The sequence below is a fragment of the Pseudomonas sp. P4_D7 genome, from assembly GCF_056401755.1.
Map to the genome: position 1 here is coordinate 25,177 of NZ_JBFUIR010000015.1, position 22,529 is coordinate 47,705.

Consider the following 22,529-nt stretch of genomic DNA (forward strand, 5'->3'; position numbering starts at 1 on the left):
TCGCGACTCATTCTGTTTCCTCTGGGCCGGTTTCTTTAGGGGCAGTAGGTGCGGGATTACGGGTGATGAACATCGCATCACCGTAGCTGAAAAAGCGGTAACCGTTGTCGACGGCGGCCTTGTAGGCGGCCATGGTCTCGGGATAACCGGCAAATGCCGAAACCAGCATCAACAGCGTCGATTCCGGCAAATGGAAATTGGTCACCAAGGCGTCGACCACATGGAACGGCCGGCCCGGGAAGATAAAGATATCGGTGTCGCCACTGAACGGCTTGAGCACGCCATCGCGTGCGGCACTTTCCAGCGAACGCACGCTGGTGGTGCCGACCGCAATCACTCGACCACCGCGCGCACGGCACGCCACGACTGCATCGACCACGTCCTGGCCGACTTCCAGCCACTCGGTGTGCATGTGGTGATCTTCAAGCTTCTCGACGCGCACCGGCTGGAACGTCCCCGCGCCCACGTGCAGCGTGACGAATGCGGTCTCGACGCCCTTGGCGGCAATCGCTTCCATCAGCGACTGATCGAAATGCAGCCCCGCCGTCGGCGCCGCCACCGCACCGAGTTTCTCGGCGTACACGGTCTGATAACGCTCGCGATCCGAGCCTTCGTCCGGGCGGTCTATATAAGGAGGCAACGGCATGTGCCCGACACGATCGAGCAACGGCAACACTTCTTCAGCGAAGCCCAGCTCGAACAACGCATCGTGACGCGCGAGCATTTCGGCTTCGCCACCGCCATCGATAAGGATCTTCGAACCCGGCTTCGGCGACTTGCTGGAACGCACATGGGCCAGCACGCGGTGCGTATCGAGCACCCGCTCAACGAGAATTTCCAGCTTGCCGCCGGACGCTTTCTGCCCGAACAGCCGCGCCGGAATCACCCGGGTATTGTTGAACACCATCAAATCGCCCGGGCGCAAATGCTCAAGCAAATCAGTGAATTGACGGTGTGCGAGGGCGCCGCTAGGCCCGTCAAGGGTCAGCAGGCGACTACCGCGACGCTCGGCCAAAGGGTGGCGGGCGATCAGCGAATCAGGGAGCTCGAAAGTAAAGTCAGCAACGCGCATGATGGGGTTCGTCTAGCAGGGCCGGAAAGTCTAGCGGAAATATCGAAAATTCTCTATGTACCTGATTGACCGACGGTAATCTCATCTCTATACTTCGCCGCCATTGAGCCCTGATGGCGGAATTGGTAGACGCGGCGGATTCAAAATCCGTTTTCGAAAGGAGTGGGAGTTCGAGTCTCCCTCGGGGCACCAAAATTAAGAAAGGTCTTGCTTAGCAAGGCCTTTTTTTTCGTCTGCTCGAAAGTGGCTGCTGTTGTAGGAGCTGCCGCAGGCTGCGATCTTTTGATTCACCGCTACTTGGTTAACCGAAACCCCAAGGACCCACCCATGGAAACGTCACTGGAAACAGTCGCCCTTTTCTCTCTCAAACTCGCTTACGAGGAAGAAGGCCTGAGCCCGATCCTGCGGGACGACATGGTCATGGGTGATTACCAGAAAGACATTTTCGAACTATTGGTGCGGCGCGGGGATGTCGAGACCATTCAGTTCAAGATGAATGAATGCCTGGGGCTGGCGATGGATGCCTTGGGCGGTGTCGAAAAACCGCTGGGGCGCGAGTTGCACAAGTTATCCGCTGACTTCAGCGAGGCGCGTTCGCTGGAGCAGCTGGATCAGCCGCTCCTTGCGCTCAAGGGCTATTTGAAAGACATCTTGTAATGGGCTGAGCCGTTACAGCAGATGCTTCGAGATGTACTTGGAGATCTCCACCATCGAGGTCTTCCCGGTGAATTCGAACTTCACCTTCCCCAGTGACGAGAAGTAAATCTCCAGCTCCGAATCCAGATCGAAGGTGCCCGAGGTTTCCACCGAGTAGGCGACGATGTTCTTGTACGGCAAGGACGTGAAATCCTTCTTGCTGCCGGTAATCCCCTGAACGTTGACCGCGATGATGCGTTTGTTGGTAAACACCACGCCGTCACGCATGGCCTTGTAAGAGTCGATCACTTCTTCGCCATCCAGCAGCAGCGCGCTTACGCGTTCGGCGTACTCATCGTTCTGCTTGAGTTTGAAGAAGCCTTTGTTGTTGAAGTCGATCATCTGTCCATCCTCATCTTCAAGAAAACATCCCGGTATTTCTTTGGTTCAACGACGGACTTTCAGCACGCGGATATCCGTCGGGAAGCCATCGGCGCCGACAAGCTTTTTCCAGCCCAGATACTGAAATTCGCCCTTCTCATCAATGTAATCGCCCTTCTCCACCGATCGGCCGCCAACCACCGCTACGCGTTTCACCTCACCACAACCGCCGTCAGAAGGCCGGACCGTATAGATCACATACGGTTTCACGTATTGCGTGGCGCGGAAGTATTGGCCGCAGATTTCGTCGACGGTGATCAACATGGTTTTCAGGCGTGCTTCACCGTCTGTGTCTTCGTGCAGTTTCAGGAAGGAGATGTCGCCGACGTCGCTGTAGCCGAGGGCGCGGGCGCGTTGGTATTCGGGGGAGTTCTGGTGGGCGATGCGACCTTGCTCCGCAGCACCTTGCATTTTCGCGGCGAACTCGGCTTTGCCTTGGGCAATGATTGATTCAGCCTGGCCCGCAAAGTTTTCGCATTCGGCGAATTCTCGCGAGCCCAAGTGATTGGGCGTCAGGTTGGAGCGGTGTTCATTCATGATCTGCAGGTTGCTTTCCAGGGCAAACATCACATCGTAGGCCGTGGTCCGACCGCTTTGTACGTCGGCCATTTTTTCCAGCACGCGCTGGCAGTTGCCGGCGTAATACTTCCAGCTGTTTTCCGGATGTTCTTGCACAGCGGCGAATGCGGGGGTTATTGCGATGGCAATTGTGATTGCGCAGAACAGGTGCAAAAAATGAGTTCTGACAGGCATAGGTAGTCCATTACAGAGAAGAGCGATGGCGCGAAGCTACTATTTTGCTATCTTGCCGTCCACTGCCAGTAACGAGGTCGCCAGCGCCTCGATGGAGTCAATTTTCAGAGGGAGAAACACCTTGATGGCCGTGTTGTACTTTTTCGTCTGGGCAGCCGTTTGGGCTTGGGTCGTGCAGACTCGTGGTGCCTGGAACCTGATCCTCGCCAACCTGGCGGGTGCCGCCAGCGGCTTCATCGTAGCGATGATTTTTTCGGTGATCTGTTCGGGCCTTTTCCCGGCGCACGTGCCTCCCTCACCCGAAAACCTGGCCAGTAGCGTGCTGCAAGTGATCACAACGTTCGGCGTGTTGGCGGGCGTCTGGATGTGGCTGGTCAGGCGCCCTCGGCCAGAGCATCCGTTGGCTCGCCAACTTTTCGCTGGCATCTGCGGATTGGCTGCGGGTGTGACGACGCTGGCGTTTTTCGCGCTTAATTTTCACTGAGCAGCGCTATCGCCACTGGCATTACACGTCTGTTTTGTTATCTTGCCGCCCATCGTCAGCGTTCACCTTGGGCGTGCGTTGATTTCAGGTTTTGAAGGTTTAAGGAAAGGATCAAATGGAGTTTCTGCGTTTTCTGGCGTTTGTCGCGGTGTGGGGGTTCATGTGGCGCTGGGTGGTCAAGAACCGCGGTAGCTGGAATATTGTCTACGGCAACATCGTCGGCGCAGCGGGCGGCTTCATTGTGGCGATGGTGGTGCTGTCGATCACGTTGTCGTTGTTCCCTTCGTCGCATGACTACGAGCCGGCGCAGGCTGAAAACACGCAAGTCACCGAGCCGACCTCTCTATTGCCTGAAGCCGAGGCAGTCACACCCGCCGCCGAACTGAAAGATGCCCCGGCTTTTGCTGCCATCGAGCCGGACGACACGCCCTCTCCCGCCGACTCCGCATTGCTGCCGAACTACGCCAGCCGGGCGCCGAAATCTATCGGGTTACAGACCGTGCTGGATCAAAGCGACTATGACGGTCGCATGGCCCTGGCAGCGCTGAACAAGAAATTGCGCGGCGACGCCGAGGCCGACAAGTCGATGATCGCGTATGTCATGTGCAGCCCGTTTGTGACCAGTACGTTGCGCTTTCCCGCGTCGGCGCGTTTTGCTGACAGCAAAGCCTTGGTCAGCCACCGCTTCAAGGATCAGGTCTACACCTTCAACAACACCGTCACCGCGCGCAACATGAACGGCGACGATGTCACCTACCGTTTCGATTGCTCGGTGCAAGAGCAGCCGCGAGTTGACGCGCTGCCTGCTCAATGGCGTTTGTTGGCGCTGAAACTGCAAAAAGCCGACTCTTAAGGCTGATTTAAGGGTTCAAGGCGCCGGCTGCGCTATCATCGCCGGCCTGTGCGCCTTGAGTTTTGCCCTCCGATGTCTCCGACACCCGCTGACCTGATCCCGCTGCCTCCCGTCCTGGCCGGCCCGCTGCTGYGACGGCTGGAGCCAACGCGCGTGATCATGTGGCTGGTCGGCACGCGGCCACTGGCGCTGACCTTGCGCCTGCAAGGTGTAGGAGACATTCCTCTTGACGCGGAGAAATGCACGGTCATTCCCGTAGGTCGTCAGGCGTTTGTTCATCTCATTGATGTTTCTCTCGATAACACCCTGCCCTGCGATACGCATATCGCCTATGACCTGCTGATCGACAACGCTGAGGGCATCGCCGACTGGGCGCCGCATCTACTGTACGGCAATGCAACCAGTCCGAACTTCGTTCTGCGCTCACGGATCGATCAACTGCTACACGGCTCCTGCCGCAAACCGCATCACCCGGCGGCGGATGGTTTGCTGTGCGTCGACCAATTGCTGGCGACGGCAACCGACCCGCAACAACGTCCGGCCCTGTTGATGATGAGCGGCGACCAGGTCTACGCCGACGATGTGGCTGGTCCGATGCTGCGGGCGATTCATGCCCTGATCGAAAGGCTCGGCCTGTTCGACGAACACCTCGAAGGCGCGGTAGTCAGCGACAGCGCCAAGCTCTACGAACACCCGGCCAGTTACTACCACCGTGCGGATTTGTTACCGGCGCTGGAGAGCAACGAGACATTGCGCGAGCGATTTTTCGGCGGTGCGCGTAAGCCGATTTTCACCAGCAGCAGCGCTGACAATCACCTGGTGACCTTCGCCGAAGTCATGGCGATGTACTTGCTGGTGTGGTCGCCGACGGCCTGGTCGCTGATCGATCCGCAAGCGCCCGAACTGACGCCCGAACGCCTCAAGCGCTATGACCTCGAACAGACTCGCATCGATGCCTTCAAGGCTGGATTGGACAAGGTCGCCCGCGCGCTCGCGCATCTGCCGAGCCTGATGATTTTCGACGATCACGACATCACCGATGACTGGAACCTGTCCGCGCAATGGGAGGAAACGGCCTACGGCCATCCGTTCTCCAAACGCATCATCGGCAACGCGTTGATCGCCTATATGTTGTGTCAGGGCTGGGGCAACAATCCCGATGCCTTCAAGGATGTCTTGGAGAAAACACTGGGGCTGAGCGCCAGCGGTGATGATCAGTACCTCGACAGCCCGGTGCAGGATGCTCTGATCAATGATTTGTTGCGCTTTCAGCAATGGCATTTCGTCCTGCCGAGCAGTCCGGCGCTGGTAGTCATCGACACCCGTACCCGCCGCTGGCGCAGTGAGATGGCGCTCAAGCAGCCCTCGGGCCTGCTCGATTGGGAGGCGCTGAGCGAACTGCAACAGGAACTGCTCGATCACCCGTCAGCGATCATCGTTTCCCCGGCGCCGATCTTCGGCGTGAAGCTGATTGAAACCGTGCAAAAAGTCTTCAGTTGGTGCGGTTTTCCGCTGCTGGTCGACGCGGAAAACTGGATGGCCCATCGCGGTGCGGCGCAGGTGATCCTGAATATTTTCCGCCACTCGCGCACACCGGGTAACTACGTGGTGCTGTCGGGCGATGTGCATTATTCCTTCGTCTACGAAGTACTTATCCGACACCGCAAGGCCGGGCCGCGAATCTGGCAGATCACCAGCAGCGGGATCAAAAACGAGTTTCCGAAAACCCTGCTGGAATGGTTCGACCGCCTCAACCGCTGGCTCTACTCGCCACGCTCACCGCTGAACTGGCTCACCAAACGCCGACGCATGCGCATCGTGCCGTATACGCCGGAACATGCTGAGGCAGGTGAACGCTTATGGAATTCGGCGGGGATCGGTCAGGTGTTTTTCAATGAACAGGGGCAGCCGCGCGAGATCATTCAGCACAATTCGAATGGCAAGGCGAAGACGCGGATGCTGGCGCCGGATCTGGCGGATTATCCGGACTAGCCATAGTTTTTTCCTACACCGGGAATGCCGAATGCCGACAACGCGGCGGTTTCTCACTGCCCGAGACAGTGGACAAGGATTACAACCTTCTCAGAAACGTCTCCAGCGTTCTCAAGTGATACTGAAGGTGCTCGCAGTAAGCCTTTCTGCGAAACAGCCACTAGTAGGTGTCGCCTTGTCATCCTGTACTCACCTCCATACGTTCTTGGCATCCAGCGAGGATCGAGACCTAACTTCGCAATCCCGACAAGAATCTGAGCCTGTCGTGATGATGCCTCTTAGCGAAAACAGCACACTCGAAGAAACAGCCTACTTGATGAGCTCATCCGCAAACGCCGACCGGTTGATCAAATCGATCGGCGAAATGCGCGCAGGAAAAGCCAAAGTCAGACATTTGATCGAAGAGTGAAAATCGTCACGACTGAACGACACATCCCACACCTCGGACAATCATCTCCACCTCCCGCTCATCAATCGTCAACGGTGGCAGCAGCCGTATCGTTTTGCCCCGCGTGACGTTGATCAACAGCCCGTGATCCCGCGCCGCGATCAGCGTTAGATCACGCACCGGTTGTTTCAGCTCGATCCCGATCATCAAGCCCTGCCCGCGAATCGCCAGCACGTTGGGATTGTCCGCGAGCTCTGCGCGCAGGCGAGTTAATAGCCGTTCCCCCTGAATCCTGGCGTTTTCCAGCAGGCCCTGTTCTTCGATGATGTCCAGCACCGTGCAACCGACCCGGCACGCCAGCGGATTGCCGCCGAAAGTGCTTCCATGGCTCCCGGGCGTAAACAGATCCGCCGCCCAGCCCCGGGCCAGGCACGCGCCGATCGGCACACCGTTGCCCAGTCCTTTGGCCAATGTCATGACATCCGGGACGATGCCTTCATGTTGGAACGCAAACCAGCGGCCGGTGCGGCCGATGCCAGTCTGGATTTCATCAAGCATCAGTAGCCACGCATGGCGATTGCACAGCTCGCGTAACGCTTTCAAGTAACCCGGCGGCGCAAGCTGCACACCGCTTTCGCCCTGGATTGGCTCGACCAGAATCGCCACGATCCGCTCACCGTGTTTTTGCTGCACCTGTTCCAGCGCTGCGAGATCACCGAACGGCACTTTGACGAAATCCCCCGGCAATTCGTTGAAACCCAGGCGCACCGCCGGGCCATCGCTGGCCGACAAGGTGCCAAGTGTGCGGCCGTGGAACGCGTTGGTCATGACCACTACCAGCGGCTGCTCAATGCCTTTGCGCCAGCCGTATAAACGCGCCAGTTTCAGCGCCGTTTCATTAGCCTCGGCGCCAGAGTTATTGAAGAACGCACGCTCCATCCCCGACAGCTCGGTCAGCCGTTTGGCCAGTTGCTGCTGCCAGTCAATGCTGTACAGATTCGACGTGTGCAGCAGCAACCCGGCCTGCTCGCTGATCGCCGAAACGATCCGCGGGTGCGAGTGGCCGACGTTGGTCACCGCCACACCGGCAACCGCATCCAGATACTCGCGACCCGCCTGATCCCACAGGCGAGTGCCCAGGCCTTTAGTGAAACTCAGGGCCAGCGGTTGGTAGGTGTTCATCAGGGCGGCGGTCATGACTTCAAACTCCAGTGCAGGTCGGTGTGCTGGCAGTATGGTTAACCACCGAAACTGGATAAACTCGGCAAAACTTCATTCATTTAAAAGCTGAGCTTGATAATGGACCTGTTCCAGTCGATGAGCGTGTACGTCAAAGTCGTCGAAGCCGGGAGCATGACGGCGGCCGCGTTGCAGTGCGACATGTCGACGACCATGGTTGGCAATCACCTGCGCGCGCTGGAGCAGCGGCTCGGTGTGCAACTGTTGCAGCGCACGACTCGACGCCAGCGTCTTACCGAATTCGGCAGCGTTTACTACCAGCGTTGTCTGGATGTCTTGGGACTGGTGGCTGACTCCGAACGCCTGGCGGAACAAGCACTCGATGAGCCCCGTGGCCTGTTGCGCATTACCGCGCCACTGACCTTTGGCGTAGAACGCCTGGCACCGGCGCTCAGCGATTTTTCCCTGCAATATCCGCAGGTCAAAATGGATGTGGTGCTGACCAACAGTCGTCCAGACTTGCTGGAAAGCGGCCTCGACGTAGCCTTTCGGCTGGGCCATTTCGAAGAATCAAACCTGATCGCCCGTCCTCTGATCGATTACACACTGACTGTCTGTGCCTCCCCGCAATACGTGGCCCGGCGCGGCATGCCGCAAACCCCTGAAGATTTGCAACAACACGACTGCCTGTCGTTCGCCTACCCTGCCGGCGACGATTGGCAATCGGTGGAAAAACGCTGGCGCCTCAGCGGCCCGGAGGGAGAAATTCTCGTCGACGTCAGCGGGCCGATGCTGATGAACACTTCCGCCGGGTTGCACCAGGCCGCACGCACCGGCATGGGCATCGTGATGCTGCCCGATGCGCTGGTGGAACAGGATCTGCGCGACGGCAAACTGGTGACCGTCGTTCCCGACTATCAACCGCCCAGCCGTCCCCTGCATTTGCTTTATGCGCCGGATCGCTATCGCCTGCCAAAGCTGCGCCGCTTCGTCGAATTTGCGATGCAGACGTGGGGCAGATAATGATATCGAGCGACAACCGACAAGGAGTCGAACCGTAGATGAATAACAATCTGACCGTACGCGACCTGCGGCCTGACGAAGTGGAGCCGGTACGACTGTTCCTCGGCCAAAACGGCTGGGCTCACCGAACCGGTTCCAGCGAACATTTCGCGCAACTCATCCAGAACTCTCAACGCACGGTAATTGCCCTGCACGACACCCAGGTCGTCGGCTTCGCCCGAGGCATCAGCGATGGTTTGTGCAACGGCTATCTTTCGATGGTCGTGGTCGATGGCCAGCATCGGCGCGCAGGCATTGGCCGCAGACTGGTTAAACATGTCATGGGCGATAACCCCGACATCACCTGGGTACTGCGTGCCGGGCGAGAAGGAGCCGAGGCTTTTTTTGCCAGCCTGGGTTTCGAGACGTCAGTGATTGCCATGGAGCGACCGAGGCTCAAATAACGAGCCTTGATCAAGACCCGTCCTTCACCAACACCGGTTTTTCCTGATAGCGCTGCGCGAACACCTGCTTCAGATTCGCCACCTTCGGCATGTCGTTGATCACGATGTAGGGATAGCTCGGGTGCTCGGTCAGGAAATCCTGGTGGTAGTCCTCTGCCGGATAGAAACCGTTGAAGCTTTCAAGTTTGGTGACAATGGGTTTGCTGTAGGCGTGAGCTGCATCCAGTTGGGCGATGTAGGCCTGCGCGACCTTCTGCTGCTCGGCGTTGACCGGGAACAGTGCCGAACGATATTGCGTGCCGCTGTCCGGGCCTTGGCGATTGAGTTCTGTCGGGTTATGGGCCACCGAGAAGTAGATCTGCAACAGGCTGCCATAGCTCACCTGAGTCGGGTCGAAGGTGACCTGCACGGATTCTGCGTGGCCGGTATCGCCTTCGCTGACACGCTCATATTCCGCCGTGCCGGCCGCGCCGCCGGCGTAACCCGAGACGGCTTTCTGCACGCCTTTGACATGCTGGAAAACACCCTGCACACCCCAGAAGCAACCACCGGCGAACACTGCGGTTTCGCTGTGCGCCTGGGTCACTTCATCAAGAGTTGGTGGCGGAATCAGCACAGCATCCTCGCCCCCAAAGGAGAACGCCGAAACCTGGCCAATCACTCCGGCCACTGCAACTCCCAACAATACGCGACGCCATGTGATTTTCATTTCAAGGACTCCTGATCAACCGAAGGTAAAGGCGTAAGCCGATACGCCCGGGTCGAGAAATTCGATGGTGAAGGTTCGGTCCTGCACGCCGTCGTTTTGCCGCACCAGTTGATACAAGCGCTGTTCGGTCACATGGCCAGTGCCGTCAGGAGCGACATCGACGCCATGGGCCTTGCCCGGAATCTGGCCATCGATCATCACCTTGAAGCGCACAGGTTTGCCGTCCGCTGCCGGGCCGAGCACCAGATGCAAGTCGCGGGCATGGAAGCGATAAACGATGCGACTGGCCGGCGCACTGGCCGTGGCGCGCTCAGCACCCACCGACCATTGGCCGCCGAGGCTCCAGTCATTCAGGGTCAGTTTGGCTGGCGGGTTATAGGATGCGACCTTGTCAGGCACGAGGCCGGTTTCCGGTACGAAATGTTCCGCACGTTGGTAGCCGACATAGGTTTCCGGTGACTGCACCTCATTCATGTCCGGCGCCAGTTGCACGCCCTTGGCATCTGTGTCGATCAAACCATCGGCCACGGTTTTCGCACCTGCTTCACGCAGCAACTGTTGTATGACGCGTTCCGACTCGGCGTAGTCCCCTTCGCCAAAATGGTGGTAACGAATCCGTCCCTGAGCGTCGGCAAAGTAATGTGCTGGCCAATATTCGTTGTTGAAAGCACGCCAGATCCTGTAGTCATTATCGATGGCGACCGGGTAGTTGATACCCAGTTCTTTCATGGCTTTGGTGACGTTGCCCACATCACGTTCGAAGGCGAACTCCGGTGCGTGTACACCGATTACTACGAGACCTTGATCGCGATATTTCTCAGCCCAGGCTTTGACGTACGGCAAAGTGCGCAGACAGTTGATGCAGGAGTAGGTCCAGAAATCCACCAGTACCACTTTGCCTTTCAATGCCTGAACATCCAGCGGCGGTGAATTGAGCCATTGCACGGCGCCATCAAGCGGCGGCAACTGACCCTCGACCGGTAAAGTCCCCGGCGCCTTCGCGGCCATTTTCATCGCACCGCCAGCAGCCATCATGCTGCCGTTCGCAGCGCCTTCCTCAGCGGGAACCTGCGTCATCATCGTGCCGTTTGCGCGGGCAGAACGGGTCGAAAGCTTGCCGACCAACGCCTGTTCCAGACCTCCGGTAGACGCCGTCGATAACCGTGCCAGAGCCCCGGTATCGAACCCCAGTGCAATGGCCGCGACGCCGGCCAACATCAAGGCGCCGAGACCACGACGAATCCACTCACCGGTACCGATCGAGCGCTTCATCAGCACAAAAACCTTACCGCCGAGCAACAGCGCCGCGGCCAACGAGGTGGCGGCACCCGCCGCGTAGGCGAGCAACAACAGCGTGGTGGCGATGCTTGCCCCTTGCAACGCGGCGCCGGTCAGAATCAGCCCCAGGATCGGCCCGGCGCAAGGTGCCCACAGCAGCCCCGTCGCGACCCCGATCAGAAACGAAGCGCCGGGACGCGGGCGATTGTCCTGCCCGGCGGCCTCCGACAGACGACTGCCGGCCGACACCAGCGGCCGGGTCAGACGCTCGGCTACACGCGGCAGCAGCAAGGTCAGCCCGAACAGGGCAACGAACAGCAACGCGAGCCAGCGCCCGTACTGATTGACTTGCACCACCCAACCGCCGCCCACCGCTGCCAATGAGGCGACGAGCGCAAAGGTCACCGCCATCCCCCCCAGCAGCGGCAAGCCACTTTTGATAAACGGCTGACCGGTGCGAGCGAAGACAAAAGGCAGCACCGGCAGGATGCACGGGCTGACGATCGTCAGCACACCACCGAGATAAGCGAGAACCAAGAGCCACATAAATTCGTCCTGTCTGAAGTGAAGATCGCGAGCGGGTCATGACTCAAGCCGCCACGGCCTGGAAGGTCATCGCCAGGCCGTTCATGCAGTAGCGCAGGCCGGTGGGCTTGGGACCGTCATCGAAAACATGACCCAGATGACCACCGCAGCGGCGACAGTGAACTTCGTCGCGGGACATGCCGAACGAGCGGTCCTGACGTGTCGCCACCGCGTGTTCCAGTGGTGCCCAGAAACTCGGCCAGCCGGTGCGACTGTCGAATTTGGTCGAGGATGAAAACAGCGCCAGATCGCAGCCGGCGCAGGCAAACGTGCCAGTGCGGTGTTCGTTGTTAAGCGCGCTGGTGTAGGCCCGTTCGGTGCCTTCCTCACGCAGGATCTGGTATTGCTCGTCGCTCAGGATCGAGTGCCATTCACTGTCGCTGTGCGTCACTTCGAACGCCTCGTCCGCATGGGCCTCGCTGATCACTGCCGTGGCAGTCGACAATTTTGGCAATACACCCGCGACCAGGGCTGCAACCCCCAGCCCGCCGCCCGCTAACAGAATCTGCCGCCGTGAAAACATGGCCGTCTCCAAAAATTCCAGATGCCCTTCATGGAACACAGCCTAGGCTTGGATTGATCGCCAAATCCTCACGGGGAGTTAACGAATTCGTGATAACTCGCCCGGAGGAAAACCCGCACAATGCGCTTATCGCGCCGAAGGATTGAGCTTCATGGAACAGACCAAACGCATCCTTGTGGTCGAGGATGACCAACACATCGCCGACCTGATTTGCCTGCATCTGCGGGACGAACAATTCGAGGTCACACACAGCGCCGACGGCGACGAGGGCATGCGCCTGCTGCAGCAAGGTCACTGGGATGCACTCATCCTCGACCTGATGCTGCCGGGGGTCGACGGTCTGGAAATCTGCCGCCGTGCCCGGGCGATGGCGCGTTACACACCGATTATCATCACCAGCGCCCGCTCCAGCGAATTGCACCGCATCCTTGGTCTGGAACTGGGCGCCGACGATTACCTTGCCAAGCCGTTTTCGATGCTCGAACTGGTGGCTCGGGTCAAAGCCCTGCTGCGTCGTGTCGATGCCATGGCACGCAATCTGAAGATGGACGCCGGCAGTTTGAGCCTCGATGGCCTGACCATCGATCCGATCACCCGCGAAGTCAGCCTCGACGCTCAGCGTATGGACCTCACGCCACGGGAGTTCGACCTGTTGTATTTCTTCGCCCGCCAACCGGGCAAGGTTTTCTCGCGCATGGACCTGCTCAACGCGGTCTGGGGTTACAGCCACGAAGGTTACGAACACACGGTCAACACCCACATCAATCGCCTGCGGGCGAAGATCGAAAAAGACCCGGCCCAGCCCTCTCGCATCCTCACCGTGTGGGGTCGTGGCTATAAATTCGGTACCGAGCAGCCATGAAACTGACCCTGACGCAGCGCCTGTCCGTGGTATTCGCCGTGCTGCTGTTGGTGTGCTGCGGCACATCGGCATGGCTGCAGGTGCGCTCAAGTCACATGCATGAGCTGGAAGTGGTACAAGGCCTGTCACGAGATCTGGCACAACACATCGCCCACGACACGGTGCTGATGGACAGCAACGGTCTGATGCCCGGTGCCGTGCGCGAACTGTTCAGCCAGTTGATGTTGGTCAACCCGAGTGTCGAGGTGTACCTGCTCGACACCGAGGGACGGATTGTCGGAAGTGCTGCGCCCGAAGGGCGGATACGCCGCCAGCAGATCGATCTGGTGCCGATTCGCCAACTGCTCAATGACGGGCCGTTGCCGATCCTCGGCGATGACCCGCGCAGTGTTGATGGGCGCAAGGTGTTCAGCGCCGCGCCATTGCAGGTCAATGGCAAAGCCGCCGGCTATCTGTACGTAGTCCTGCTGAGCGAAGCTCATGATCGCTATGCCGAGCGAGGCGCCACCAGCGCCGCACTCAACACCGCATTGCTTTCAATCGGACTGGTCGCTTTGTTGTGCCTGATCGCCGGCCTGACAGCATTCAATCTGATCACCCGGCCACTGCGCAGATTGACCGAAACCGTCAGCCGCTTCGACATTGACGGGGCGCCGTCACCTCAGCGCCTCACGACACCTGTGGATAAAACCGCCGATCCGGACGAAATCGCCCTGCTCGATGCAGCGTTCCGGCAAATGCAAAATCGCCTCGGCGAACAATGGCGCTCGCTTACGCGACAGGATCAGGAGCGCCGCGAGTTGGTAGCGAATATTTCCCATGACTTGCGCACTCCGCTGGCTTCGCTGCACGGTTATCTGGAAACCCTGCAATTGAAAGACGCCACGCTGTCGGCCGAAGAACGCCGCCGCTATCTCGGCATCGCTCTGGATCAGAGCCGCAAGGTCGGCGGTCTGGCGCAATCGCTGCTGGAACTGGTGCGACTGGAACACGGCTTTGTACAACCGGTGCTGGAGCGTTTTTCGCTTATCGATCTGGTGCAGGACATCTTCCAGAAATTCGAACTGACGGCGGAAGCGCGGCAGGTCGAACTCAAGGCCCATTTTGTGCCGAACCTGCCAACGGTCTGCGCCGACCTCGGGCTGATCGAACGAGTGCTGACCAATCTGGTGGACAATGCTTTACGGCATACACCTCAGGGCGGCGAGATCGAGTTCGATCTGAAACCACAAGGGGCTTTGGTCGACGTGACGGTCAGTGACACCGGCCCCGGCATCGCTCCCGAGTTGCGCGAAGGCTTGTTCCTGCGCCCGTTCAATATCGGTGGCGCACGGCGTGACGGGGGGCTGGGCCTGCGTATCGTGCACCGCATCCTGCAATTGCATGGGCGAGACATTCAATTGCTGGAGGTCAGCGAGCGCGGCGCGACGTTCCGCTTCTCGCTACCGACGGATCAGCAAACCGCCGAACAGTGGATGATGCGTTCAATGAATTTGAACAGCCCCGGCAAATAGTTGAGACCGCCGGCCCGTTGCTCCGTGACAACGCCGCCGCGCTCCCCTAAATTAGTCGGCCTGAAAAAGCCCTTGGGTTTTCTCATCTCCACTCAAGTTAAAAAGTAGTGAAATTTCAATGTCCGATTTCAACACCGCTGAATCCGTAGTCACCGAATCGTCCAAAGCGGAATACGAAAACTCCATCAATCTTTCACAACACCTGCCACAAGCCAAAATCATCAGCGAGATGGTCCTGGACGCGTTCCAGTCGACCCGCGAAAGCGACCAGATCCGCGAGCTGCGCGCGGCGATTCGTCAGGCTCACGACAGCTTCGATGACGACAAGGCCTACGAGCTGATGGGCGAACTCAAGGCGCTGAAAGATGCCGAAGCGGCCGACCTCGCCGCTCTCGAAGACCTCAGCAGCAAGTTCTCGATCGGCCGCATTCTGTCCAGCTTCAAAGACGATCCGGCGTTCCAGGAAATCGTTTATGGCCTCGCGCTGAAAGTGCTGAACCAGACCCACCAGGCGATCAGCAACCCGAGCGGCGGCAAGAGCAAAGCGGCGAAGAAGAAAGAAGTCGAAATCTTCACCATCAGCAAGGACGGCATCAGCGTGACCCTGCCGCTGCGCACGCCACGCTCGCGTCTGAACGTAGACCGTGCAGCGCTGGAGTTCCTCGGTTTCACTTTCGTCGGTGAAGGCGAAGAAGCGGAGCTGGAAAGCGAAACGTTCCTCGACAACGCCGGCACCGAGCAGGCGGTAAACCGCAAGAACATCATCACCGCGCTCCAACAGCAGACTGCATTTGATGGGTACAGCATCGCCGCGCAGTAATAGCGCGGCCGCTGTACGAAAAAGCCCCGCACTGAGATTCAGTGCGGGGCTTTTTGGTTTTCGGCGGGGATTAGTGGAATGGCGTAAATCCCATCCCCTCATCGGAACGCCGCCCGCCCAGCCCTCTCCCGAGGGAGAGGGAGCCGATTTGTGGGCCTTTCAAAACCTGAGCTCGACTCGGTATTTCACGTCGGCGTATCTCACGCAAACACCACGGTCAGTCCCCTCTCCCTTTGGGAGAGGGTTAGGGTGAGGGGCTTTTGATCTGTTTCAGAATCTGAGCTCGACTCGGTMTTTCACGTCGGCGTACACCTCYCAAACACCWCGGTCAAGTCCCCTCTCCCTTYGGGAGAGGGTTAGGGTGAGGGGCTTTTGATCTGTTTCAGAATCTGAGCTCGACTCGGTCTTTCACGTCGGCGTACACCTCCCAAACACCTCGGTCAGTCCCCTCTCCCTTTGGGAGAGGGTTAGGGTGAGGGGGCTTGTGGAGCTGGCGCGTTTCCTGCAAGTCCCCTGTAAATCGCCATAAAACGAGCGCTCGCGGTCACTCCAGCGGCGCCCGGAGCGGCAAAAGGTTTAGCCAGACGGCCCGCAGCGCTCAACAAAGCCATGCGCAGCCCGGTGAAGAACAAGAGGGGAGACGATGAAGGCAGTTATTTTGGCGGGTGGCCTCGGCACGCGCATCAGTGAAGAGTCGCACCTCAAGCCCAAGCCAATGATCGAGATCGGCGGCAAGCCAATTCTCTGGCACATCATGAAGCAGTATTCCGCCCACGGAATTCACGACTTCGTGATCTGCCTCGGCTACAAGGGCTATGCGATCAAGGACTTCTTCGCCAACTACTTCCTGCACACCTCTGACGTCACCTTCAACATGCGTGAAAACCGCATGGACGTGCACCAGAATTACAGCGAGCCGTGGAGCGTCACGCTCATCGACACCGGTGAGGAAACCATGACCGGTGGTCGTCTGCTGCGTGCCGGCCGTTACCTCAAGGATGAAGAGGCGTTCTGCTTCACTTACGGCGACGGCGTTTCCGATATCAACATTGCTCAACTCGTGGATTTCCACAAAGCCCACGGCCGTCTCGCGACCGTCACTGCCGTGCAACCGCCGGGCCGCTACGGCGCGCTTGAGCGTCAGGGTGATCAAGTGCTGGGCTTCACCGAAAAGCCTCGCGGTGACGGAGGCTGGATCAATGGCGGCTTCTTCGTGCTCTCGCCGAAAGTGCTGCCGTACATCGCCGATGACGCCACCACTTGGGAAGCCGAACCGCTGGCGCGTCTGGCCGCGGACGAACAGTTGAAAGCCTTCGAGCACGAAGGCTTCTGGCATCCGATGGACACCCTGCGCGACAAGAACCATCTCGAAGCGCTGTGGCAGAGCGGGGAGGCCCCATGGAAGCAATGGGCCTGAGTGCGGATTTCTGGCGCGGCAAACGCGTCCTCGTCACCGGACACACCGGTTTCAAAGGCAGCTGGCTGACCCTGTGGCTGCAAAGCCTCGGCGCGCAAGTCAGCGGCTTTTCCCTGGATCCGTCGACTGAGCCGAGCCTGTTTGAACTGGCGCGGGTGCATGAGGGCATCAACGATCAGCGCGGTGATCTGCGGGATCTCGGTGCCTTGCTGGAAATCATCGCCGACACCGAGCCTGAGATCGTTCTGCACCTGGCGGCTCAGCCGTTGGTGCGCGAAGGCTATCGCGATCCGCTCGGCACGTACTCCAGTAACGTCATGGGCACGCTGAACCTGCTCGAAGCGATTCGTCAGGTCGGTTGCGTGCGCGCCTGTGTGCTGGTGACCACCGACAAGGTCTACGCCAACAAGGAATGGCTGTGGCCGTACCGCGAAGACGAAGCCCTCGGTGGCCACGATCCTTACAGCAGCAGCAAGGCTTGCTGTGAATTGCTCGCACAGTCTTATGCCGCGTCGTTTTTCCCGGCGGACAAGTACGCCGAGCACGGTCTGGCCCTGGCCACCGCGCGCGCTGGCAACGTCCTGGGCGGCGGCGATTTTGCCCCTGAGCGCCTGATTCCTGACGTGCTCAAAGCGTGGAGCGCCGACGAACCGGTGACCCTGCGTTATCCGCAAGCCGTGCGCCCGTGGCAGCACGCGTTGGAGCCGCTGGCCGGTTACCTGCAACTGGCCGCAGGTCTCTACGAACAAGGCCCGGAATACGCCGGGGCGTGGAACTTCGGCCCGGGTGAAGCGGACATGTGCAGTGTCGGCGAAGTGGTCGAATTGCTCGCCAGCCGCTGGCCGCAGGCGTGCGGTTTGCGCATCGAAAAAAGCGAACTGCACGAGGCCGGCCTGCTGCGTCTGGACAGCAGCCGCGCACGCCAAGTACTTGGCTGGCATCCGCGCTGGACCTTGCAACAATGTCTGGCCCAGACCCTCGACTGGCATCTGGCGTGGCAGAACGGTGATGACATGCGCAACGTCACCCTCGGTCAACTGAACCTGTACCGAGGCGCGTTGTGAGCGAATTCTCCCTGAAGGCATTGCCGCTGGCCGGACTGTTCAGCGTCCAGCACAAACGCTTCGAAGATCAGCGCGGGCACTTTGCCCGGCTGTTCTGCGAAGGCAGCCTGAGTGCGTTCGGCAGTGAGTTCCATATCCGTCAGATCAACCATTCCTGCACCCGTGAAAAGGGCAGTGTGCGTGGTCTGCATTATCAGAATGCCAATGCCCCGGAAGCCAAACTGATCACTTGCCTGCGCGGTGAAGTGTGGGACGTGGCGGTGGATCTGCGCCCAGACTCCGAGACCTTTCTGCACTGGCACGCCGAGCATCTGAAGGCTGGCGACGGCCGCAGCCTGTTGATTCCGGCCGGGTTCGCCCACGGTTTCCAGACCCTCACCGAAGACGCCGAATTGCTTTACCTGCACAGCGCCGATTACGCGCCGGAGCACGAGGGCGGGCTGTCGGTGAATGATCCACGGCTGGCGATTGCCTGGCCGTTGCCTGTCAATAATTTGTCAGCGCGTGATTCCAGCCATCCCGCGCTCGATCAACACTTTGCTGGAGTGCGTCTATGAACTGCCGTGGGTGCGCCGCACCGCTGAGCCTGCCGCTGATCGACCTCGGCACCTCGCCACCGTCCAACGCCTATGTGCACGCTGATCGTCTTGAACAGGCTGAGCAGTGGGTGCCGCTGAAGGTCGCGGTGTGCCAGCAATGCTGGCTGGTACAGACCGAGGATTACACCAGCGCCGACAGCTTGTTCGACGCCGAGTACGCCTATTTCAGTTCGTTCTCCAGCACCTGGCTGGCCCATGCCGAGCGCTATGTCGCCGAGATGGTCGAGCGTTTCGGCCTGACCGCCGACAGCCGTGTGGTTGAAGTCGCCGCCAACGACGGTTACCTGCTGCAATACGTCGCCGCTCGCGGCATTGCCTGCCTGGGCGTTGAACCGACGCGCAGCACTGCACAAGCGGCACGCGAAAAAGGCCTGGAGATCCGCGAACTGTTCTTCGGTTGCGACACTGCTGCGCAACTGAAAAGCGAAGGTTGGGGCGCTGACCTGATGGCGGCCAACAACGTGCTCGCCCATGTGCCGGACATCAACGATTTCCTCGGTGGCTTCGCGACGCTGCTCAAGCCGACCGGCGTCGCCACCTTCGAATTCCCGCAACTGCTGACGCTGATGGCTGGCGCGCAGTTCGACACGCTGTATCACGAACACTATTCCTACCTGTCGCTGACCGCCGTGCAGACCCTGTGCGAGCGCAACGGTCTGGAAGTGTTTGACGTCAGTCAGTTGACCACCCATGGCGGATCGCTGCGGGTGTTCGTCCAGCGCAAGGATGGCCAACGCCGCGCCGTGCAGCCGGCCGTGCAACAACAGTTGCAGGCCGAGCTCGACGCCGGGGTGAAAACCACCGAGTACTACGCGACGCTGGCGCCCGCCGCCGAGCGCATCAAGCATGACTTGCTGCGCTTCCTGTTACAGGCCAAGGCCGATGGCAAACGTGTGGTCGGCTACGGCGCTGCCGCCAAGGGCAACACCTTGCTCAACTACGCCGGGGTCAAACCGGATCTGCTGGCCTGGGTGGCTGATGCCAACCCGCACAAGCAGGGTAAATTCCTGCCGGGCAGTCGCATTCCGATCGTCGCGCCGGCACAGATCGCTATCGAGCAACCGGACTACGTGCTGGTGCTGCCGTGGAACCTGCTGCACGAAGTCAGTCAGCAACTGGCGCAAGTGCGTCAGTGGGACGGCCGCTTTGTGATCGCCGTGCCCGAGTTGAAAGTGCTGTGAAGGTACTGGTTACCGGCGCTACCGGTTTTGTCGGCCGCCATCTGGTTGCGGCGTTGCTGGCCCGTGGCTGCGAGATCCGCGCCGTGGCGCGCAACGTAGAAATCGCGAAAGGCATGCCGTGGATCAACGACGTCGAGTTTGTGAGCGCGGATATTCACGCCGCCGATCTCGATGTCGCTGCGTTGACCGTTGGTATCGATGCGCTGGCGCATCTGGCCTGGTCGGGCTTGCCGAACTATCAGGCGCTGTTCCATTTCGAGCACAACCTGATGGCCGATTACCGCTTTATCAAAAGCGCGGTCGAGGCGGGCGTGCAGCAGGTGCTGGTCACCGGCACCTGTTTCGAATACGGCATGCAAAGCGGTCCGCTCAGCGAAAGCTCCGCGCCGCAGCCGAGCAACCCTTACGGTCTGGCCAAGCATACGCTGCACCTGTTTTTGCAAAACCTGCAGCAGGAACTGCCGTTCACGTTGCAGTGGGCGCGCTTGTTCTATCTGCATGGCGAAGGGCAGAACCCCAACAGCCTGTTGGCGGCTCTGGACCGGGCGATCGATACCGGTGAGCCGTCGTTCAACATGTCGGCCGGTGAGCAGCTGCGTGATTTTCTGCCGATTGAAAACGCTGCCGGTTACCTCGCCGCGATCCTGCAACGACACGACTTCGACGGCGTGATCAATTGCGCCAGCGGCCAACCGGTGTCGGTGCGTTCATTGGTTGAACAGCGCCTGCGCGAACGTGGCGCGACACTGAATCTGAACCTCGGCCACTACCCGTATCCGACCCACGAGCCCTTGGCGTTCTGGGCGGTGACCGAGCGCTTGCAACAGTTATTGGGAGAGCCGCAATGAGGCACGAGTTGTACCGGGTCACCGACCTGCCGGTGCTGCAGAATCGCACCTTTGCCGATCCCGCGTCGGCGCAGGCCTCGGCCAGTGCCGACATGCTGTTGGTGCAGGACGAGCGCAGCGGTCTGATCTTCAACGCGGCGTTCGACGCCGACAAGCTCAGCTACGACGCCGATTACCAGAACGAGCAGGCGCATTCCGGCCAGTTCCAGAAGCACTTGAGTGACGTCGAAGGCATCATCGCCAAGCACTTCAAGGGCCAGGAGCTGATCGAAGTCGGCTGTGGCAAAGGCTATTTCCTGGAATTGCTCAAGGGCCTCGGCTATTCGATCACCGGCATTGATCCGGCGTACGAAGGCGAGAATGCCGACGTGATCAAGGCACCTTTCACACGGGGCCTGGGTCTGGCAGCGGACGCCATCGTCCTGCGCCATGTGCTGGAGCACATTCAGGATCCGGTCAGTTTCCTCGCGGAAATGGCCAACGCCAATCAGGGCGGACAGATCTACATCGAAGTGCCGTGCTTTGACTGGATCCTCGAGCACAAAGCCTGGTTCGACCTGTTCTACGAACACGTCAATTATTTCCGTCTCGATGACCTGCGCCGGATGTTCGGCACTGTGCACGAGGCCGGTCACCTGTTCGGTGGCCAATACCTGTACATCGTCGCCGACCTGTCGACCTTGCGCCTGACTCCGGATCAACCGGTGCCGCGCCTGAGCCTGCCTGACGGTTTCACCGCCAGCCTCGATCGCGCCGTGCAGATCATTCAGTCCGCCCCCGAGCAGGGTTCGGCGATCTGGGGCGCTTCGTCCAAAGGCGTGATCTATTCGCTGTTCCTGCAACGTGCCGGTGTGGCGGTGGATCGTGTGGTGGATATCAATCCGGCCAAGCAGGGGCGTTATCTGCCGTTGAGCGGCGCGCGGGTGTCCTCGCCGCAAGAGGCCATGGACGCGCTGCCCGAGGGCGCCAACCTGTTTGTGATGAATTCCAATTACCTCGAAGAGATCAAGCGGATGACCGGTGGACGCTACGTCTATCACGCCGTCGACAGCGCTTCGTTTCAGTGACCCTTGAGATTATTAAAATGACCGACAACAGCATCAACCAAGCCTTCGAAGCCGAGTGCCGGGAACAGATTGCCCAGCAGGGTGACGACCAGAAACTGACGGGTCTGGCCCGCGATTTCTTCAACGAATCGGCCAAGCACAAATACAGTTACCACTTCTCGTGGATGGGCCGTCCGATCATCCAGTTGCCACAAGACATGATGGCCATGCAGGAGATCATCTGGCAGGTCAAACCGGATCTGGTCATCGAGTGCGGCATCGCCCACGGCGGTTCGATTATCTACTACGCCTCGTTGCTGGAGTTGCAGGGCCACGGCGAAGTGCTGGGCATCGACCTCGACATTCGCCCGCACAACCGCGAAGCGATCGAAAGCCACCCGATGGCCAAGCGCATCAAGATGATCGAAGGCTCGAGCATCGACGCCGGCATTGCTGCCCAGGTGCAGGCGGCGGCCAAAGGCAAGAAAGTCATTCTGGTTCTGGACTCCAACCACACCCACGATCACGTACTGGAGGAGCTGCGTCTGTACGCACCGCTGGTGTCGGTCGACAGCTACTGCGTGGTCATGGACACCGTGGTTGAAGACATGCCGGCCGATTTCTTCCCGGATCGTCCGTGGGGCCCGGGCGACAACCCGAAAACCGCCGTGTGGAAATACCTGGAAGAGAACCAGGATTTCGAGATCGACCAGCAGTTGCAGAACAAGCTGTTGATCACCGTGGCGCCGGACGGCTATCTGCGTCGCGTCCGTTAATTCGCAACATCACCAAGCGTTGTTTCGGCGAGTCGCCGGTTGT

Annotated in this window: 23 protein-coding genes and 1 tRNA gene; 17 read left to right on the forward strand and 7 right to left on the reverse strand. The window is 59.5% G+C overall.

Annotated elements, in window-relative coordinates:
* Positions 1 to 7 precede the first annotated feature (7 nt).
* Entirely contained in the window at positions 8 to 1,072 is a 1,065-nt protein-coding gene (gene queA, locus AC1DVF_RS12280) for a tRNA preQ1(34) S-adenosylmethionine ribosyltransferase-isomerase QueA (RefSeq protein ID WP_460088949.1), read from the reverse strand.
* A gap of 107 nt (positions 1,073 to 1,179) precedes the next feature.
* Between queA and AC1DVF_RS12285 the strand changes: the two genes are divergently transcribed.
* Positions 1,180 to 1,264 (forward strand) — tRNA-Leu (locus AC1DVF_RS12285).
* Positions 1,265 to 1,399: 135 nt separating this feature from the next.
* Positions 1,400 to 1,729: a hypothetical protein gene (locus AC1DVF_RS12290; RefSeq protein ID WP_150652694.1), complete on the forward strand. Its 330-nt coding sequence runs from the start codon at positions 1,400 to 1,402 to the stop codon at positions 1,727 to 1,729.
* 12 nt (positions 1,730 to 1,741) lie between these two features.
* Here the strand turns inward: AC1DVF_RS12290 and AC1DVF_RS12295 are convergent, their stop codons facing one another.
* Both AC1DVF_RS12295 and AC1DVF_RS12300 read right to left on the reverse strand, forming a co-directional pair.
* On the reverse strand, positions 1,742 to 2,110 hold the full coding sequence (locus AC1DVF_RS12295) for a PH domain-containing protein (protein ID WP_034156100.1): 369 nt from the start codon (positions 2,108 to 2,110) through the stop codon (positions 1,742 to 1,744).
* Positions 2,111 to 2,155: 45 nt separating this feature from the next.
* Entirely contained in the window at positions 2,156 to 2,902 is a 747-nt protein-coding gene (locus tag AC1DVF_RS12300) for a hypothetical protein (protein ID WP_477782506.1), read from the reverse strand.
* A 25-nt stretch (positions 2,903 to 2,927) separates the two neighbouring features.
* On the opposite strand from AC1DVF_RS12300, the gene AC1DVF_RS12305 reads away from it, so the two are divergent.
* The 3 genes from AC1DVF_RS12305 (at position 2,928) to AC1DVF_RS12315 (ending at position 6,231) form a co-directional block, all read left to right on the forward strand.
* Positions 2,928 to 3,386, forward strand: coding sequence for a hypothetical protein (locus AC1DVF_RS12305; RefSeq protein WP_477782507.1), 459 nt, complete (start codon positions 2,928 to 2,930; stop codon positions 3,384 to 3,386).
* A gap of 115 nt (positions 3,387 to 3,501) precedes the next feature.
* On the forward strand, positions 3,502 to 4,239 hold the full coding sequence (locus AC1DVF_RS12310) for a hypothetical protein (protein ID WP_477782508.1): 738 nt from the start codon (positions 3,502 to 3,504) through the stop codon (positions 4,237 to 4,239).
* Positions 4,240 to 4,311: 72 nt separating this feature from the next.
* Positions 4,312 to 6,231 (forward strand): alkaline phosphatase D family protein, encoded by a 1,920-nt coding sequence (locus tag AC1DVF_RS12315; RefSeq protein ID WP_477782509.1) that lies wholly within the window; start codon positions 4,312 to 4,314, stop codon positions 6,229 to 6,231.
* 415 nt (positions 6,232 to 6,646) lie between these two features.
* Here the strand turns inward: AC1DVF_RS12315 and AC1DVF_RS12320 are convergent, their stop codons facing one another.
* Positions 6,647 to 7,816 (reverse strand): acetylornithine/succinylornithine family transaminase, encoded by a 1,170-nt coding sequence (locus tag AC1DVF_RS12320; protein ID WP_477782510.1) that lies wholly within the window; start codon positions 7,814 to 7,816, stop codon positions 6,647 to 6,649.
* 102 nt (positions 7,817 to 7,918) lie between these two features.
* Here AC1DVF_RS12320 and AC1DVF_RS12325 point away from each other — a divergent pair, with 102 nt between their 5' ends.
* Both AC1DVF_RS12325 and AC1DVF_RS12330 read left to right on the forward strand, forming a co-directional pair.
* Complete coding sequence (locus tag AC1DVF_RS12325; RefSeq protein WP_093430664.1) at positions 7,919 to 8,821, forward strand: LysR family transcriptional regulator; 903 nt, start codon at positions 7,919 to 7,921, stop codon at positions 8,819 to 8,821.
* Positions 8,822 to 8,859: 38 nt separating this feature from the next.
* Positions 8,860 to 9,264, forward strand: a complete 405-nt coding sequence (locus tag AC1DVF_RS12330; protein ID WP_116255156.1) for a GNAT family N-acetyltransferase — start codon at positions 8,860 to 8,862, stop codon at positions 9,262 to 9,264.
* 10 nt (positions 9,265 to 9,274) lie between these two features.
* Here AC1DVF_RS12330 and msrA read toward each other — a convergent pair whose 3' ends face one another.
* The 3 genes from msrA to msrB are packed head-to-tail and all read right to left on the reverse strand — an operon-like array spanning position 9,275 to position 12,359.
* On the reverse strand, positions 9,275 to 9,973 hold the full coding sequence (gene msrA, locus AC1DVF_RS12335) for a peptide-methionine (S)-S-oxide reductase MsrA (protein WP_477782511.1): 699 nt from the start codon (positions 9,971 to 9,973) through the stop codon (positions 9,275 to 9,277).
* Positions 9,974 to 9,988: 15 nt separating this feature from the next.
* Positions 9,989 to 11,797 (reverse strand): cytochrome c biogenesis protein DipZ, encoded by a 1,809-nt coding sequence (locus tag AC1DVF_RS12340; RefSeq protein ID WP_477782512.1) that lies wholly within the window; start codon positions 11,795 to 11,797, stop codon positions 9,989 to 9,991.
* Between the two features lie 43 nt (positions 11,798 to 11,840).
* Complete coding sequence (msrB, locus tag AC1DVF_RS12345) at positions 11,841 to 12,359, reverse strand: peptide-methionine (R)-S-oxide reductase MsrB (protein ID WP_186624478.1); 519 nt, start codon at positions 12,357 to 12,359, stop codon at positions 11,841 to 11,843.
* A gap of 151 nt (positions 12,360 to 12,510) precedes the next feature.
* Here msrB and AC1DVF_RS12350 point away from each other — a divergent pair, with 151 nt between their 5' ends.
* The 10 genes from AC1DVF_RS12350 to AC1DVF_RS12395 all read left to right on the forward strand — a co-directional run bounded on the left by AC1DVF_RS12350 (position 12,511) and on the right by AC1DVF_RS12395 (position 22,486).
* The gene (locus AC1DVF_RS12350) at positions 12,511 to 13,221 is read left to right on the forward strand and encodes a response regulator transcription factor (protein WP_093430669.1); all 711 of its coding nucleotides are present in this window, start codon (positions 12,511 to 12,513) and stop codon (positions 13,219 to 13,221) included.
* Positions 13,218 to 14,735 (forward strand): sensor histidine kinase, encoded by a 1,518-nt coding sequence (locus tag AC1DVF_RS12355; RefSeq protein ID WP_477782513.1) that lies wholly within the window; start codon positions 13,218 to 13,220, stop codon positions 14,733 to 14,735. Before AC1DVF_RS12350 ends, AC1DVF_RS12355 begins: the two co-directional genes overlap by 4 nt.
* Positions 14,736 to 14,853: 118 nt before the next feature.
* A complete protein-coding gene (locus AC1DVF_RS12360) occupies positions 14,854 to 15,555 on the forward strand; it encodes a hypothetical protein (protein ID WP_110721302.1) in 702 nt (233 codons plus the stop codon).
* A 643-nt stretch (positions 15,556 to 16,198) separates the two neighbouring features.
* Positions 16,199 to 16,972 carry a glucose-1-phosphate cytidylyltransferase gene (rfbF, locus tag AC1DVF_RS12365; RefSeq protein ID WP_186624419.1) on the forward strand — a complete coding sequence of 258 codons (774 nt, stop codon included), beginning with the start codon at positions 16,199 to 16,201 and terminating at the stop codon, positions 16,970 to 16,972.
* Complete coding sequence (gene rfbG, locus AC1DVF_RS12370) at positions 16,954 to 18,036, forward strand: CDP-glucose 4,6-dehydratase (RefSeq protein ID WP_095050161.1); 1,083 nt, start codon at positions 16,954 to 16,956, stop codon at positions 18,034 to 18,036. The genes rfbF and rfbG overlap by 19 nt, the downstream gene beginning before the upstream one ends.
* Positions 18,033 to 18,593 (forward strand): dTDP-4-dehydrorhamnose 3,5-epimerase family protein, encoded by a 561-nt coding sequence (locus AC1DVF_RS12375; RefSeq protein ID WP_093439614.1) that lies wholly within the window; start codon positions 18,033 to 18,035, stop codon positions 18,591 to 18,593. The genes rfbG and AC1DVF_RS12375 overlap by 4 nt, the downstream gene beginning before the upstream one ends.
* On the forward strand, positions 18,590 to 19,816 hold the full coding sequence (locus tag AC1DVF_RS12380) for a methyltransferase domain-containing protein (protein WP_477782514.1): 1,227 nt from the start codon (positions 18,590 to 18,592) through the stop codon (positions 19,814 to 19,816). Before AC1DVF_RS12375 ends, AC1DVF_RS12380 begins: the two co-directional genes overlap by 4 nt.
* Positions 19,813 to 20,664, forward strand: coding sequence for an NAD-dependent epimerase/dehydratase family protein (locus AC1DVF_RS12385; protein WP_477782515.1), 852 nt, complete (start codon positions 19,813 to 19,815; stop codon positions 20,662 to 20,664). The genes AC1DVF_RS12380 and AC1DVF_RS12385 overlap by 4 nt, the downstream gene beginning before the upstream one ends.
* A complete protein-coding gene (locus AC1DVF_RS12390; protein WP_093439628.1) occupies positions 20,661 to 21,731 on the forward strand; it encodes a class I SAM-dependent methyltransferase in 1,071 nt (356 codons plus the stop codon). The genes AC1DVF_RS12385 and AC1DVF_RS12390 overlap by 4 nt, the downstream gene beginning before the upstream one ends.
* Before the next feature lie 17 nt (positions 21,732 to 21,748).
* On the forward strand, positions 21,749 to 22,486 hold the full coding sequence (locus AC1DVF_RS12395; RefSeq protein ID WP_093439633.1) for a cephalosporin hydroxylase family protein: 738 nt from the start codon (positions 21,749 to 21,751) through the stop codon (positions 22,484 to 22,486).
* Positions 22,487 to 22,529: the final 43 nt, after the last annotated feature.

Coding starts and splice junctions, on each gene's coding strand:
- AC1DVF_RS12325 (WP_093430664.1), top strand. CDS start 7,919: ATGGACCTGTTCCAGTCGATGAGCGTGTACGTCAAAGTCGTCGAAGCC.
- AC1DVF_RS12305 (WP_477782507.1), top strand. CDS start 2,928: ATGGCGCGAAGCTACTATTTTGCTATCTTGCCGTCCACTGCCAGTAAC.
- AC1DVF_RS12390 (WP_093439628.1), top strand. CDS start 20,661: ATGAGGCACGAGTTGTACCGGGTCACCGACCTGCCGGTGCTGCAGAAT.
- AC1DVF_RS12350 (WP_093430669.1), top strand. CDS start 12,511: ATGGAACAGACCAAACGCATCCTTGTGGTCGAGGATGACCAACACATC.
- AC1DVF_RS12395 (WP_093439633.1), top strand. CDS start 21,749: ATGACCGACAACAGCATCAACCAAGCCTTCGAAGCCGAGTGCCGGGAA.
- AC1DVF_RS12320 (WP_477782510.1), bottom strand. CDS start 7,816: ATGACCGCCGCCCTGATGAACACCTACCAACCGCTGGCCCTGAGTTTC.
- AC1DVF_RS12380 (WP_477782514.1), top strand. CDS start 18,590: ATGAACTGCCGTGGGTGCGCCGCACCGCTGAGCCTGCCGCTGATCGAC.
- msrB (WP_186624478.1), bottom strand. CDS start 12,359: ATGTTTTCACGGCGGCAGATTCTGTTAGCGGGCGGCGGGCTGGGGGTT.
- AC1DVF_RS12355 (WP_477782513.1), top strand. CDS start 13,218: ATGAAACTGACCCTGACGCAGCGCCTGTCCGTGGTATTCGCCGTGCTG.
- rfbG (WP_095050161.1), top strand. CDS start 16,954: ATGGAAGCAATGGGCCTGAGTGCGGATTTCTGGCGCGGCAAACGCGTC.
- msrA (WP_477782511.1), bottom strand. CDS start 9,973: ATGAAAATCACATGGCGTCGCGTATTGTTGGGAGTTGCAGTGGCCGGA.
- AC1DVF_RS12290 (WP_150652694.1), top strand. CDS start 1,400: ATGGAAACGTCACTGGAAACAGTCGCCCTTTTCTCTCTCAAACTCGCT.
- AC1DVF_RS12360 (WP_110721302.1), top strand. CDS start 14,854: ATGTCCGATTTCAACACCGCTGAATCCGTAGTCACCGAATCGTCCAAA.
- AC1DVF_RS12340 (WP_477782512.1), bottom strand. CDS start 11,797: ATGTGGCTCTTGGTTCTCGCTTATCTCGGTGGTGTGCTGACGATCGTC.
- queA (WP_460088949.1), bottom strand. CDS start 1,072: ATGCGCGTTGCTGACTTTACTTTCGAGCTCCCTGATTCGCTGATCGCC.
- AC1DVF_RS12310 (WP_477782508.1), top strand. CDS start 3,502: ATGGAGTTTCTGCGTTTTCTGGCGTTTGTCGCGGTGTGGGGGTTCATG.
- AC1DVF_RS12300 (WP_477782506.1), bottom strand. CDS start 2,902: ATGCCTGTCAGAACTCATTTTTTGCACCTGTTCTGCGCAATCACAATT.
- rfbF (WP_186624419.1), top strand. CDS start 16,199: ATGAAGGCAGTTATTTTGGCGGGTGGCCTCGGCACGCGCATCAGTGAA.
- AC1DVF_RS12295 (WP_034156100.1), bottom strand. CDS start 2,110: ATGATCGACTTCAACAACAAAGGCTTCTTCAAACTCAAGCAGAACGAT.
- AC1DVF_RS12330 (WP_116255156.1), top strand. CDS start 8,860: ATGAATAACAATCTGACCGTACGCGACCTGCGGCCTGACGAAGTGGAG.